The sequence below is a fragment of the Streptomyces sp. LUP30 genome (assembly GCF_001746365.1).
Classification (GTDB): Bacteria; Actinomycetota; Actinomycetes; order Streptomycetales; family Streptomycetaceae; genus Streptomyces.
Map to the genome: position 1 here is coordinate 60,101 of NZ_MJAJ01000025.1, position 12,356 is coordinate 72,456.

Consider the following 12,356-nt stretch of genomic DNA (forward strand, 5'->3'; position numbering starts at 1 on the left):
GAGGTCGTTCGACCGGCAGCCGAGGGCTTGGTCCACGGATCGTCAACGGCGGCGTGCGGTCACCAGCCAGGCGAGATCTATGACGGCGATCGCGCCCCAGATCCAGCAGACGACGGTGTTTCCGTCCGGCGCCAGCACCGTGGCGAGCGCACCCAGTCCGACTGTGCCCAGCACCGGCCCCGCACGGTGCCTCGACGTCAGCGACGCGCGCAGCGGCCCCGGTTCGGCCAGTTTGTCCGCCAGGTAGGCGTCGAACGCCTCCGCGACCTGATCGTCGATCTCGTCCCGCATCCGCGCATCCAGTGATTCAGACATGACGGGCCGTCCTCTGGACCGCAGTTGCCCGGCCGGACGTCACGGAGGCCACCAGCGGCGGCCGCGGTGCGACGACGGCACACGAGGCCGCCGGCGGCCCTGCCGGTCTGCAGGCCGGCGCCGGCGACACCCGGTGTCCGGCGCGCCGGACCGGCACCGCGGACATCGGCAGACCGGCGACCGGATGGAGTTTCGGCAACGCCGCCCGGCGCACCGCGGGCCATGGCACCGACGCCGGCATCGCGGCCCGTAACGACTGCCCGACCAGGATTTCTCGCATTTCGACCCCCGTCTGTCCCGGTGCCGTGCGGCACCTCCTTGGACCAACGTAGCGATCGCAGAGATATTCTGCAAACAGTCTCTGCAATAACTGCAGAGAGTCTCTGCAGTACAGTGGTCGCCATGGTCGAGCGCCCCGCGAAGAGAGTGCTCACCGGCCCGGACCTCAAAGCCTTCTACAAGGCGCTGTCCAACCCGGTGCGCCGCGACATCCTGAGCTACCTCGGCGAGCACGGCGAAGCGAACTCCACCAGCGTCGCCAAGGCCCTGGGCGAGAGCACCGGCACCACCAGCTACCACCTGCGCAAACTCGCCGACCTCAAGCTGATCGCCGAGATCGAGGAGCGGTCCACCGGCCGGGAGCGCTGGTGGAAGTCGCTCATGACGGACATCTTCACTCCGCCGGGCATGGACTTGACGGCCGACGAACGCGAGGCCGCCGTGAAGATCGGCGCGCTCAAGATGACCCATGACCTGAACCTGGTCGTGAGCGCCTACGCCGGTTACGACTCCTCGGCGGGTTGGAACCAGATCCATCGCTCCGGGCTGCGGATGACGAAGGAGCAGGTCGCCTCGTTCACCGAGGAGTACCGGACACTGCTGAGCAAGTACCTGACCGAGCCCGGCGAGCACCCACCGGACTCACGGCACATGGCCGTACGCCTGGTGGTCGTGCCCGACGAAGGCCCCCGACCCACCCTGCCGACTGCGCAGGACGACGATCAGCACCCGGATCCCGACCATCGTGCAGAGCCTCGATGAAGCTCGTTCCGCACGAGATGCAGTTCGGAGACCAGCGGTGACCTCGTCGGTCGACTCCTCTTCGGGGAAGCCCTGTTCACCCGTGGGTGGATGCTGTCAGGCGTTGCAGTGCTGCGTGGGCCGGCGGGCCCCAGGTGGGCTTGCCGCCGGGGCGGCCGTGGACGCCGGCGTGGCCGATGTGGATGCCGGCCAGGGCGCGCAGCACCGCCCAGCCGCGGGCGCGGCGTAGGGTCGCGGCGTCCGGGTTCGGCCGGTAGGTCTCGTGGAAGAGGTCGGCGGCGCCGTCCGGCAGCAGGATCCAGGCGGCGGCGAGGTCGCACGCGGGGTCACCGGCGAAGAGGTCTCCGAAGTCGATCACGCCGCAGAAGGTGCCGTCCGTGGTCAGGATATTGGCCGGATGCAGGTCGCCGTGGAGCCAGAGGGGTGGGCCTGACCAGTCGGGCGCTGCGGCGGCGTCCTCCCAGACCGCGCGAAGGGCGCCGGGGTCGTGAATCAGCCCCAGGTCGGTGGCCGAGGCGAGCCCTCGGGTGAAGTGTTCGGCGGTGCCGGCCAGCGGTCCCCCACGGTCCCTGCCCGCCGGCGCGCCCTCGGGGGCGGGCCGGTGAAGGGCGGTCAGGAAGTCGGCCAGGGTGACGGCCGCTTCCGCGGGGCGGGTCGCGGGGGCGCGGTCGGCGGGCTCACCCGGGACCCAGGTGGTGACGAGCCAGGGACGCGGGAACCGTTCGGATGGTTCGCCGAGACGCTGCGGGACGGGGATCGGCAGGGGAAGGTGCGGGGCGAGGAGGGGCAGCCAGGCGTGTTCCTTGCGCAACAGCCCGTCCGCGGACTGCGTCGCCCAGGGCAGGCGGACAGCGAGGTCGTCCCCGAGCCGCCACACCTGGTTGTCCCAGCCGAGCGCTCCAAGCTTCAGCGGGCGGTCCGCCAGGTCCGGATGTTGCTCGCGCAGCAGATCCCGGATCAGGTCCTCGGTGACGTCCGTCTCGGTGACTGTCATGGAGAACACGGTAGGTGGGGACCTCCGTCGGCAATGCCCGCCCCACCGGCACCCGTTGCGTCCCGGCCGCGCGCGCGGGCGTCACTCCCGCGGGGCTGACCGCCGCCGTTTCGTGGTCATGGTCTCTGGGTGGCCCGGTGCACGAAGGCGGGCGGGACGTTCCGCCACACCACGCTCGATCGCTCCAACCGGTCGAACCGAGCGGCCAGTTCGGCGGTGAAGTCGCGGGCGGGTGGAGTCCAGGCCGCGTGCAGATACGCGAAGGTGGTGAATCTGCCCCCGGGCGCGAGGACTTCGGTGACGGCGTCCAGAACGTGGCCGCGCCGTTCCCGTGGCATGACCGTCCACGGCAGCCCGGAGACCACCGCGTCGACCGGTTCGGGCACCGTGGCGGCCAGGTCGGCCGCCGACCCCTGGACCACGGTCAGCCGTGCGTCGCGACGGGTGGCCGACAGCCGTGCCGCGAGCACCGGGTTCAGCTCGACCGCGACGAGTCGTGCGTCGGGCGCGAGCCGGGCCAGTACGGCGTCGGTGAACACCCCGGTTCCCGGGCCGAGTTCGACGACGGTCCGGGCCTGCTCGAGACCGATCGCTTCGGTCATCGCGTACGCCAGTCGTCGTGAACTGGCGGCCACGGCACCGGTCATGAGGGGTCGCCGGAGGAATTCGGTGGTGATCGACATGACGGCCATGCTGGAAGCGACCAGGGGGGCCGCACGTCGTATCCCCGGCCGGTGCGCGTACGACCGCGGGAGGACCCCGGAACGCCCCGCAGGACGATGCGAGGGAGCGGGGCCCGGCCGTAGCGTGAGGTGGTGCATCGGCTGATCGAGACCCTGCCCCGCCTGCGGCGCGGCCACCCGTGGCTGACGGACCTCCTGCTGGTCGTGCTGGTGGCCGTGCCCCCGGTGATCCGCCCGGAGCCGGGCTGGCGGCCGGTCTGGGTGCAGACGGCCGTGTACGCGGCCCTGGTGCTGCCCCTGCTGTGGCGCCGCCGCCGGCCGGTGCTCGTCGCGGCCCTGGTGACGGCGGCGTTCTGGGCGCAGTATCTCGGACACGTGTGGGGGCAGGAACCGGGGCGGGGCACCGTCGCGCTGGCCGCGGTCCTGGCCACCCTCACGGTCCGCGGCCGGCGTCGCGCCGCTGCGGCGACGGTGGTCTGTGCCGGCGTCTGCGTGCTGCTGTGGATCCCCGGGTGGCAGCGTGAGCCCATGGGCCCGGGTGCTCGCGGCGGCTGGCTCACCCCGCTCGCGGTGGGGCTCCTGCTGGCCGGGGCCTGGGTGTTCGGCGAGTACATCCGTGCTCGGCGCGCCTACATCGCGGAGTTCGAGCGGCGGGTCGCCCTGGCCGAGTCGGAGCGCCTCGCCCTGGCTCAGGTCGCCGTCGCCGAGGAGCGGGCGCGCATCGCCCGTGAGATCCACGATGTCCTCGCGCACAGCATGAGCGTGATGGTGGTGAACGCCGAGGGCGGCAGGCTGATGCGGCATGTCGACCCGGCCGTCGTCGACCGCACCCTCGCAGTCATCAGCGCGACCGGCCGTGAGGCCCTCGGTGAGCTGCGCCGGCTGCTGGAGGTGCTGCGTACGCCCGTCGCGGACGCCTCGGCCGGCGCCCCCGGCACCAGATCCGATCCCGAACCCGATCCCGGCTCCGGTTCTCGTCCCGGTGGGGCCACGGAGTCCCTCTCGGTCGATCTGCGGCGGCTGGTCGGACGCCTCAACACGAGCGGTACGCGTGCCCGGCTGGACCTTCGCGGAGAGCGCGGCGGACTCTCCACGGATCTCACCGTGCAGACGTACCGCATCGTGCAGGAGGCGCTCACCAACGTCGTCAAGCACGCGCCGCCGGACGCCACGATCCATGTGCGGGTCGACACCGGCGCCCAGGGGCCCGGGCGGCTGGTCCGCGTCCAGGTGGAGAACTCGGCCGGAACCGGAGCGGGAGCCGCCGCGCAGCGATCCGTCCCGCTCCTTTCCTCTGGTCGCGGACTCACCGGAATGCGCGAACGCAGCGCCCTGTACGGCGGGAGCGTCGACGCCGGGCCCACACCCGACGGCGGCTACCGGGTCGCCGCCACCCTGCGCTCCCGGCCCGAGCGGGAGCCCGAGCCCACCGCGGCGACCCCATGACCGGTCCCACCCCGACTCCGACGCCGACTCCGGCATCGTCCCGTGTGCTGATCTGCGACGACCAGGAGCTGATACGGATGGGACTGCGCATGGTCATCGACAGCCAGCCCGACCTCAGCGTGGTGGGCGAGGCCGCCGACGGTGACGCGGCGATCGCGGGCGTCGCCGCCCTGGAGCCGGACCTCGTCCTGATGGACATCCGCATGCCCGGTCTGGACGGACTCGCGGCGACCGAGCACCTCTGTGCGCAGCCCCATGGGCCCCGGATCCTCGTCGTCACGACCTTCGACCTCGACGAGTACGCCTATGCGGCCCTGCGTGCCGGGGCGAACGGCTTCCTCGTCAAGGACGCCCCCGCCGAGGAGATCCTGGTGACCGTCCGTGCGGTGCTGCGGGGCGAGGTCATGGTGGCGCCCTCACTGACCCGGCGCCTGGTCGAACGCTTCGTCCTGAACGCTCCTGCCTCCGCGGCCGCCCAGCGCGGCCGCCTGGCCGCTCTCACCGACCGGGAGCGGGAAGTCCTCGCCCTGGTCGGCCGGGGGCTGGCCAACGGAGAGATCGCCAACAGCCTCTTCGTCGGGGAGACGACCGTCAAGACGCACCTGGGCCGCGTCCTCACCAAACTCGGCCTCCGCGACCGTGTCCACGCGGTGATCTTCGCCTATGAGAGCGGGCTGGTCCGGGTCGGGGACTGAGCGGCGAGGGACATCCCAGCGGGTGGCCGGCATCGCGGTCGGTCCGGCCGCGCCCCTCACCCGTGCCGGGGTCCGGCAGGTTCCAGCAGCCGGCGGATGCGGTCGTACTCCGCGGCCATCTCCGGCGTGGCGAGGAAGTCGTCGAGATCGGCGGAGACCTCGTGGTCGACGTCCTCGATGGAACGGATGGCGAGTTCGTAGAGCTCGCCGCGCCGGTTCTGCTCCAGGTAGCTCTTCCAGGGCGCCAACGCGCTGACGGCGGTGAGGACCCCGGTGTCCAGATCGTCGTCGACGAGGATGCCGTCGTAGATCACCGCAAGCTTGTCGCGCAACTCGGCGGCGCTGATCGTCAGGACGTCCCCGCAGGCGGCGGCGAGTGCGGCCCGGGCCTCTTCGGTGAGTTCGTCCTCGACCGCACCGCCCAGCAGTCCGGGACGCACCAGACGAGTGACCGTGTCCTCCGCGAAGGCACGAGCGTCGCCGTCGGTGGCTCCGAGGACCAATCGGAGTACGTCCGCCTCGAGTTCGCCGTAGTTCACGCCCGCAGCCTAGGCGGTCCGGCTCACCCGGGCGGAGTCAGGGGACGCCGGGGCGTCCCCGTCCTCGCCGCCCGCGCGTGAGGGGGCCGGTCATGGGTGACTGCAGCGCGCGCTCACCGCTCGTCGCGCAGCAGGGCGCAGACGAAGTTCTCCTGGATGGCGCGCAGCCGCTCCAGCCGCGCGGGATCGCTGGTCGCGCTGATCTGGCTCGTGATCGAGAACGTCAGTGAACGCCGCCCGTCGGGCGTGGCGGCCACCAGTTGCGTATAGCCGGGGAAGTTGCCGGTGTGGCCCAGTACGACGCCGCACCGTGTCGAATAGCGGAAGATGCCCAGGCCCGCCTTGTTGCGCCCCGGACCGGCGGGCTGGGACGCACCCTCGATCCAACGTCGCTGCTCCCGCACGACGTCCTTGCCGTAGAGCGCGCCGGACGCGTAGCCGCGGATGAAGCGGGTCATGTCGGCCGGGGTGGAGACCATGCCACCCGAGGCCCACGCGCCGGAGGCGCTGACGAGTTCGCTGACGTCCTGCGGAGACGCGGGATCGCTCATGTCGTACCCGTGCAGGTAGGGCTCGGGCAGGCGGTAGCCCTGCGGGAGGCTGGTGTCGCGCAGCCCCAGCGGTCGGTAGACCAGTCGCCGCAGGAGTGCTTCGTACGGGGCGCCGGTGACCGCTTCCGCCATGAGGGCGACGGCGATGTTGTCGGAGTTGGAGTACTCGTACCGGCTGCCGGGACGGAACCGCAGGGGCTCGTCGGCCACGTAGTCGAGCAGGTGACGCGAGTCGAAGTGGTGGCGTGGGTCGGCGGAGATCACCGCGGTGAACTCGGGGTCCTCCGAGTAGTCCGGCAGACCGCTGGTGTGGTTCAGCAGCTGTCGCAGCGTCACCTGACCCCAGGCGTGCGGGAGCTGTGGGAGGCGCTCGCGCAGGGTGTCGTCGAGACCCAGCGCACCGCGGTCGACGAGGGACAGCGCCACCGCTCCGCTGAAGGCCTTGGCCGTGCTCGCGATCCGCATGTGGTCCGTCGCCTGCGGCTTGCGGCCCGTCGCCAGGTCGGCGACGCCGGCCCGGAGCACGCGCGTCTGCTTGCCGTTGCGCAGCAGGGCGATGATTCCGGGCGGACCGCCGGGCTCGCTCACGAACCGGTCGATCTGATCCTGCAGCGTCCGGTCCTTCGCGGGCCCGGTGGCCGCGCCCGCGGTCGCCGGCGCCAGGACCGCCGAGGAGGCGACCGCGATGACGAGCAAGGACCCAAGACGTGATCGCAGCACGGCGCGCAGAGACCGCGCGGGGCACAGAGGCATTCAGGCTCCTGAAGCTGGACGACGGACAGTTTCAGGTCAAGCCTCACCGGCCGCGGATGCCGGCGCGCTTCCCGTTGCTGCAAACAGCCGAGTCGGCCCCAGGCACCGCTGTCGACCGTCCGGTCGGCCGTCGCTGCCGTCGGGTCGCCGCGTCCGTGCTGCTCCGGACGCCGGCCGAGCGGCTTGCCCGGCCCGGCCCCGCGGTGGCCGGATCGGCCAGGGGACGGGGGCTCCCGCGCCTCGGCGGACGGAGCGGGAACCGCCGTGCGCCGGGATCCGGTACGGGGTCGTTCGACGGGTTCAGCAGGTGGAACTGCTGGAGATCCTTATGCCGGTGACGCTGTAGGCGTTCGTGAACACGGTCTCGGTGTTCGGCGGCAGGCAGATCGAGCCCCCTTCCTGCAGCCGCAGATACGCCACGTCGTCGTTCCGGGTGTTCACGACGTGGTAGTGGGGGCGGGACCTGACGGTCTGGTAGGAGCTGGTGACATCCTGGTACTTGGCGATCGGGGTGCCCGCGTTCCAGGCGTGCTCGTCCACGTAGAAGCAGACATAGGGGTACGCGCAGCCGTGGGTCGGGGCCTCCGCCTGGGCCGCCGAGGCGCCGGTCACGGACATGGTCGCGACGGCGACGCTCGCGCCTGCGAGGCCGGCCGCCTTTCGGATGAGGGACTTCATCGAACCTCCAAGATGTGACAGACCGTCCGGCACCGTGGCTGCGCGGTCTGATCGCTTGCGGATGCCGCCGGTCAGGGCCCTGGTCAGGGCGGCGCCAAGAGCATCTGCGATCACCGCAGTCCGGCGCAACCACCTTCGCCTCTTTGGCGACGGTGGAACCATCCCAGCCCATCTGACGTGCAGATATATGAGTGCCTGGGATACGGGATCACGGGCGGACGACGGAGGAACGGTGTCGGGTCGGGACGATGTCGAGGAGTTCGCGGCGCTGCTGCGCCTGCTGAAGGACCGCACGGACCGGAGTTACGGCTCTCTGGCCCGTCGCCTCCACATGAACACCTCCACGCTGCACCGGTACTGCGCGGGCGAGGCGGTGCCGCAGGACTTCGCGCCCGTGGAGCGGCTGGCGGCCTTCTGCGAGGCAACGCCTCAGGAGCGACTCGAGCTGCACCGGCTGTGGTTGGCGGCGGTGGCGGCTCGGCAGCGGGTGCGTACGGGCGGTTCCGCGGAGGCGGCGGCGCCGGAGTGGACGACAGCGCCCGACGGGCGACCCGCCGAGACCGGGGAACCAGCCGAGAACGGGGAGCTCGTCGAGGCCGGGCGGCCCGCCGAGGTGAACGGCTCCGCGGAGCAGCCCGGGAACGCTTTCCCCCCTGACGGATCCGCGCCCTCCGCCACTCCCCGACCCTGGTATCGCCGCCGACGGGTCCTGGCCTCCACTGCCGTCGTCTGCGCGGTGCTCGCCACTCTGAGCAGCACGTACGCCCTGACTCACGACCGCTCCTCCGAGGCGGACGGCTCTCGCCCCGCCGAGCCGAGGACGACGGCCCCCGGCGCGCCCCACCGTTCGGCGAAACCGTCGGCGACGGCCTCCCCCGTCCGTTCCCACAGCTCCGCGTCGCCCGATCCCCGGCGGAAGACTCCTGCCCCGTCCGCCACCGGACACGACCATGTCTCGGCCGCGAAGCCGACCACGAAGCCGCCTCTGACCTGGAGCACCGACTCCTTGGTCTGGAACAAGGGCTGCGGCCATGACTTCGTCGTCGACAAGCCGCCCGCGCAAGTGCCTCCGCCGCCCGTACAGCAGGATGCCGGGGCCTGGGCGTCGACGCAGGACGCGGTGAACGGGCGGGAGATGACGGTGCAGATCTCGGTGCAGGGGCTGTCGTCCACCGCCGTGGTCCTGGAGGCGCTCCACGTCCGCATCGTCAGCCGGGACCGCCCGGACTCCGGGAACGCGTACTCCATGGGCGAGGGCTGCGGCGGCGACATCACGCCCCGCAGCTTCACCGTGAACCTCGACGCCGACCGCCCGATCACCCGTCCGGCGGACGGCTCGGACACCGGCAACCGCATCCCGGCCGTGCACTTCCCCTACCGCGTCTCGGCCGAGGACCCGGAGGTGCTGCTGGTCGACGCGACGACGCAGACCTACGACGCCCGCTGGTACCTCGAACTGGACTGGTCCTCGCAGGGCCGCTCCGGCACCATCCGCATCGACGACAACGGCCGCCCGTTCCACACCACCAGCATCAAGGGAATGCCGCACTACTGGTTCGGCACGAACGACGCCGGCGAACGTGCCTGGGTGCCCTTCCAGGATTAGGTCGTGTCCGCCGTCCGTGATGCTGCCCGCGCCGGAGGTCGTCCGCGCCATGCACCCGGTGGTCCCACAGCACCCGAGTCCGGCGGCGGGAGACGGGACTTGAGTGAGTGTCAGGTCCATCATGCCTGATCGGAGGCTGTTTTCGGTAGGACGCAGCGCACGTCGGTCCGACCTTGTGGCAGCTTGTTGCGCGCGTCAGACTCATCGTCATCCACTCTCCGGCCAACGTGCCGGCAACCGTTCTCGGCTGTCGGCGCGTTCACCGTGCTGTCTCGCCATGTGACACGCACCGGCCGGGGGTGGGCGCGACGAAGGGGGATCGATGGATCAGGACATGGTCGTGTCGGCGAGGGTCAGACTGCTGAGTGCCAACCGGCGGGTGGTGCGCGGCTCCGAGGGGCTGTGGATCTACCGCCTTCTGACACAGGTCGAACCGGAGGCCTACGGGTCGAAGCTGGCGTACGTCCTGGTGGAGGCAAGCGCGTCGCCCTTGGTGCGGGACCTCCCCGAGCGACGGTTGGCCCTGCTGGACGAGGCCGTGGAAGTGGCGAAGGCCCTCGACGCATCGAACGTCTACCGGACGAAGGTGCTGACGAGAGCCCTGGCTGCCAGGGAGCGGGAACTGGGGAGTCGCCCAGCGGAGCCGCCCTCGTCCCAGCGGCAGGAGCCTCCGGCGACCGCTCGGTAAGGGGGCGCCTGATTCCGGATGTGGCCGGGCTCGGCACGCCGACGGCCGCAGTTCGACGGTGCGCGAGTGGCTCTGGTCGCGGTTCTGAGCCGTGGTGCGAACGCTCCGTCGCGCCGGCGCAGCACGGCGTCCTGCCGGCGCGACGGCAGGACGCCGTGCGACGACCAGGGCGGTCGCGGCCACCGCCCGCTCGCCGTCGGAGGTATCGCGGTGGGCGCTCCGTCGAGGTCTCGCGCTAGTTCCAGGGCTCCGTGAAGGCCCGGCCGGGTACCGGCTTGGCGACGAGGGCCACGGCGATGAAGAAGTTGACCTGCCCGATCGCGAACATCAGGGTGGCAAGCGCCTTGGCGTCGTAGTGCTCGGCCACCTGGGCATACAGCTCATCGGAAACCCGTTCGCCGTGCGCCGACGGTTGGAGCACTGCTTCCACGAGCGCCAGCGCGGCCCGCTCGGCTTCGGTGAAGTACGGCGAGTCGTGCCAGGCCGGCAGCGACGCGATCCGTGCCTCGGCCTCTTCTCGCTTCCGGAGGAGTCCGGTGTGCAGAACGGTCAGATAGGTGCTGCCGACGATCTGGCCCGCGCGCAGGTGCACGAGACTGATCGTGGAACGCGGCACCGAACCGTTTCCCACCAGCTTGAACAGCGCCGCCGACACATCGGCCAGCTCCGGAACGAGCTGCGCGGGGTCCTCGCTCATCCGGGGAACCGTCGGAACCTTCTCCGTGATCGTGCGTGCCTTCATGGTGGCCGACTCCTTCAAGTGGTGGCGTTGCTTCCACTGACCTGACGGAGCCCGGCGACACGATGTGACAGGAGAACAGAAAAACTTCATCCGAGTCGCGCGAAGGCTCCCCCTTGCCCCCCAGGAGACGCGAATCAGCCGGTCACACGGATGATGTGTGCAGCTCGGAGGGCAGCGGAGCCGACGGAGCCGCCGAGGCCGCGAGAGCATGGGGGTACGCGGCTTGCCGGTGCTGGAAGGAAAGGATCTTCGGGTTCTGCACGACGCCGTCGCGGATCTCGATGGCCTTGTGGACCGTCACGTCGCTGTCCCACGCCGCCGGGCCGCTCATGACCGTGCGCAGATAGGGAAGGAGCGCCTCGCTGATCTCCCAGGTTGCGGAGTTCCACAGGTGCGACGGGCTGTGATCCACCGCGTAGTAGTGGCAGCCCTGCCCCATCGCGAGCATCGGCTCGCCGAAGGTGGTCGGACGGGCCCATCCGAAGCCCATGCCTTCGTCGCAGGAGACGTCGACGAAAAGAGTCCCGGGCTGGAACAGAGCGAGTTCCTCGTCGGTGACGAACGTCAGCGGCGCGTCGGTGTCCTGCAGGATGCAGTTGACGATGACGTCGAATCCGGCCAGGTACTCCGCCAGCGGCATCGAACCGGCTCCGGTGACGGCACACAGTCGGGAGGGATCGTCCTCGTCCTCCTTGAAGTGGCCCATCACCACCGACGGCATGGGCGAGGCCACCGCCGCCGCGGCACGCTGCGTGAGCACCGTGACGTCGGAGATCCCCATGGCGCCCAGCCCCGTGACCGCTCCGCGAGCCGTGGCGCCGAAGCTGATCACCGCGGCTCGCAGTCGGCGTCCGTAGCTGCCGGTCAGCCCGCCGAGCTGCAGGGCGTGCAGCACCGAGCAGTAGCCGGCGAGCTCGTTGTTCTTGTGGAAGACATGGACGCTGAAGGCGCCGGCCGGGGTCCAGTGGTTCATGGCCTCCCAGGCGACCAGCGTCAGCCGCCCGTCGATCGCGAGCTGGGTCATCTTCTCGTCCTGCACGCAGTGCGGCCACCCCCACAGGACCTGCCCCTCGCGCAGCTCGGCGATGTCCTCGTGCGTCGGTTTCGGCAGCAGCAGGACGTCGCACTCGGCGAGCAGATCCGCACGGGTGCGCAGGCCCGCCACCAGTGGTCGCAGCGCTTCGTCGGCGACGCCGAACCGTCGGCCGTAACCCTGTTCGAGGTAGATCTTCTCGCGTACGTCCGAGGGGATCCGTTCGAGGTGGCTGGGGTGCAGCGGAAGCCGGAACTCGTTCTCCTTGTGCGAGGACGCGAGTACTCCGAGGCTCATCAGGCTCATTGGGGCGGCTCATTTCCGGCCGGACGCGATGCGCTCCGGGATTGCCGTTCCCCGAGGGCGACGCCGAAACGGGTGACGGCGTGCGAGGTGCGCTCGGTACCGTCACCGTACTCCCGTCCCGAGCCGCGCGGAGACCGTGGTGCTCTTCGTGAGACGGGCCGCTCGAAGCGGGCGTAGCGGAAGGCGGCGATACGGTCGCTGTGCTGGGAGTTGAGCCGGTGGATGAGGAACATCCCCAGGGCGACCATGGCAAGGATGGTGATCACGGTCAGGAAGGTCTCCACGG

At 70.9% G+C, this 12,356-nt stretch carries 14 protein-coding genes; 5 read left to right on the forward strand and 9 right to left on the reverse strand.

What is annotated here, in order from left to right:
- Nucleotides 1-42: 42 nt before the first annotated feature.
- Nucleotides 43-315 carry a hypothetical protein gene (locus BG482_RS21495; RefSeq protein ID WP_069770694.1) on the reverse strand — a complete coding sequence of 91 codons (273 nt, stop codon included), beginning with the start codon at nt 313-315 and terminating at the stop codon, nt 43-45.
- 402 nt (nt 316-717) lie between these two features.
- Here BG482_RS21495 and BG482_RS21500 point away from each other — a divergent pair, with 402 nt between their 5' ends.
- On the forward strand, nt 718-1,356 hold the full coding sequence (locus BG482_RS21500; RefSeq protein WP_069770695.1) for a transcriptional regulator: 639 nt from the start codon (nt 718-720) through the stop codon (nt 1,354-1,356).
- Between the two features lie 76 nt (nt 1,357-1,432).
- Here BG482_RS21500 and BG482_RS21505 read toward each other — a convergent pair whose 3' ends face one another.
- Both BG482_RS21505 and BG482_RS21510 read right to left on the reverse strand, forming a co-directional pair.
- Complete coding sequence (locus BG482_RS21505; protein WP_069770748.1) at nt 1,433-2,350, reverse strand: aminoglycoside phosphotransferase family protein; 918 nt, start codon at nt 2,348-2,350, stop codon at nt 1,433-1,435.
- A gap of 116 nt (nt 2,351-2,466) precedes the next feature.
- The gene (locus BG482_RS21510) at nt 2,467-3,033 is read right to left on the reverse strand and encodes a class I SAM-dependent methyltransferase (protein ID WP_069770749.1); all 567 of its coding nucleotides are present in this window, start codon (nt 3,031-3,033) and stop codon (nt 2,467-2,469) included.
- A 132-nt stretch (nt 3,034-3,165) separates the two neighbouring features.
- Between BG482_RS21510 and BG482_RS21515 the strand changes: the two genes are divergently transcribed.
- Nucleotides 3,166-4,479 (forward strand): sensor histidine kinase, encoded by a 1,314-nt coding sequence (locus tag BG482_RS21515; protein ID WP_069770750.1) that lies wholly within the window; start codon nt 3,166-3,168, stop codon nt 4,477-4,479.
- Entirely contained in the window at nt 4,476-5,174 is a 699-nt protein-coding gene (locus BG482_RS21520; protein ID WP_069770696.1) for a response regulator transcription factor, read from the forward strand. Before BG482_RS21515 ends, BG482_RS21520 begins: the two co-directional genes overlap by 4 nt.
- A 56-nt stretch (nt 5,175-5,230) precedes the next feature.
- On the opposite strand, the gene BG482_RS21525 is transcribed toward BG482_RS21520, so the two are convergent.
- The 3 genes from BG482_RS21525 to BG482_RS21535 form a co-directional block, all read right to left on the reverse strand.
- A complete protein-coding gene (locus tag BG482_RS21525) occupies nt 5,231-5,713 on the reverse strand; it encodes a hypothetical protein (protein ID WP_069770697.1) in 483 nt (160 codons plus the stop codon).
- A 113-nt stretch (nt 5,714-5,826) separates the two neighbouring features.
- Nucleotides 5,827-7,017, reverse strand: coding sequence for a serine hydrolase (locus BG482_RS21530; protein ID WP_069770698.1), 1,191 nt, complete (start codon nt 7,015-7,017; stop codon nt 5,827-5,829).
- A gap of 300 nt (nt 7,018-7,317) precedes the next feature.
- On the reverse strand, nt 7,318-7,695 hold the full coding sequence (locus BG482_RS21535; RefSeq protein ID WP_069770699.1) for a hypothetical protein: 378 nt from the start codon (nt 7,693-7,695) through the stop codon (nt 7,318-7,320).
- Nucleotides 7,696-7,882: 187 nt separating this feature from the next.
- Here BG482_RS21535 and BG482_RS21540 point away from each other — a divergent pair, with 187 nt between their 5' ends.
- A complete protein-coding gene (locus BG482_RS21540) occupies nt 7,883-9,301 on the forward strand; it encodes a helix-turn-helix transcriptional regulator (protein ID WP_069770700.1) in 1,419 nt (472 codons plus the stop codon).
- Between the two features lie 322 nt (nt 9,302-9,623).
- Nucleotides 9,624-9,989 (forward strand): hypothetical protein, encoded by a 366-nt coding sequence (locus tag BG482_RS21545; RefSeq protein WP_256096431.1) that lies wholly within the window; start codon nt 9,624-9,626, stop codon nt 9,987-9,989.
- Nucleotides 9,990-10,224: 235 nt separating this feature from the next.
- Here the strand turns inward: BG482_RS21545 and BG482_RS21550 are convergent, their stop codons facing one another.
- The 3 genes from BG482_RS21550 to BG482_RS42770 all read right to left on the reverse strand — a co-directional run bounded on the left by BG482_RS21550 (nt 10,225) and on the right by BG482_RS42770 (nt 12,354).
- Entirely contained in the window at nt 10,225-10,731 is a 507-nt protein-coding gene (locus BG482_RS21550) for a carboxymuconolactone decarboxylase family protein (RefSeq protein ID WP_069770701.1), read from the reverse strand.
- A 142-nt stretch (nt 10,732-10,873) separates the two neighbouring features.
- Nucleotides 10,874-12,070 carry a N(5)-(carboxyethyl)ornithine synthase gene (locus BG482_RS21555; RefSeq protein WP_069770702.1) on the reverse strand — a complete coding sequence of 399 codons (1,197 nt, stop codon included), beginning with the start codon at nt 12,068-12,070 and terminating at the stop codon, nt 10,874-10,876.
- Nucleotides 12,067-12,354: a hypothetical protein gene (locus tag BG482_RS42770; RefSeq protein WP_069770703.1), complete on the reverse strand. Its 288-nt coding sequence runs from the start codon at nt 12,352-12,354 to the stop codon at nt 12,067-12,069. Before BG482_RS42770 ends, BG482_RS21555 begins: the two co-directional genes overlap by 4 nt.
- Between the last annotated feature and the right edge of the window lie 2 nt (nt 12,355-12,356).

Bases quoted from the DNA above. Each gene is read 5' to 3' on its own strand.
- BG482_RS21545 (WP_256096431.1), top strand. From the start codon at position 9,624: ATGGATCAGGACATGGTCGTGTCGGCGAGGGTCAGACTGCTGAGTGCC.
- BG482_RS21495 (WP_069770694.1), bottom strand. From the start codon at position 315: ATGTCTGAATCACTGGATGCGCGGATGCGGGACGAGATCGACGATCAG.
- BG482_RS21505 (WP_069770748.1), bottom strand. From the start codon at position 2,350: ATGACAGTCACCGAGACGGACGTCACCGAGGACCTGATCCGGGATCTG.
- BG482_RS21535 (WP_069770699.1), bottom strand. From the start codon at position 7,695: ATGAAGTCCCTCATCCGAAAGGCGGCCGGCCTCGCAGGCGCGAGCGTC.
- BG482_RS21500 (WP_069770695.1), top strand. From the start codon at position 718: ATGGTCGAGCGCCCCGCGAAGAGAGTGCTCACCGGCCCGGACCTCAAA.
- BG482_RS21510 (WP_069770749.1), bottom strand. From the start codon at position 3,033: ATGTCGATCACCACCGAATTCCTCCGGCGACCCCTCATGACCGGTGCC.
- BG482_RS21540 (WP_069770700.1), top strand. From the start codon at position 7,883: ATGAGTGCCTGGGATACGGGATCACGGGCGGACGACGGAGGAACGGTG.
- BG482_RS21555 (WP_069770702.1), bottom strand. From the start codon at position 12,070: ATGAGCCTGATGAGCCTCGGAGTACTCGCGTCCTCGCACAAGGAGAAC.
- BG482_RS21520 (WP_069770696.1), top strand. From the start codon at position 4,476: ATGACCGGTCCCACCCCGACTCCGACGCCGACTCCGGCATCGTCCCGT.
- BG482_RS21550 (WP_069770701.1), bottom strand. From the start codon at position 10,731: ATGAAGGCACGCACGATCACGGAGAAGGTTCCGACGGTTCCCCGGATG.
- BG482_RS21530 (WP_069770698.1), bottom strand. From the start codon at position 7,017: ATGCCTCTGTGCCCCGCGCGGTCTCTGCGCGCCGTGCTGCGATCACGT.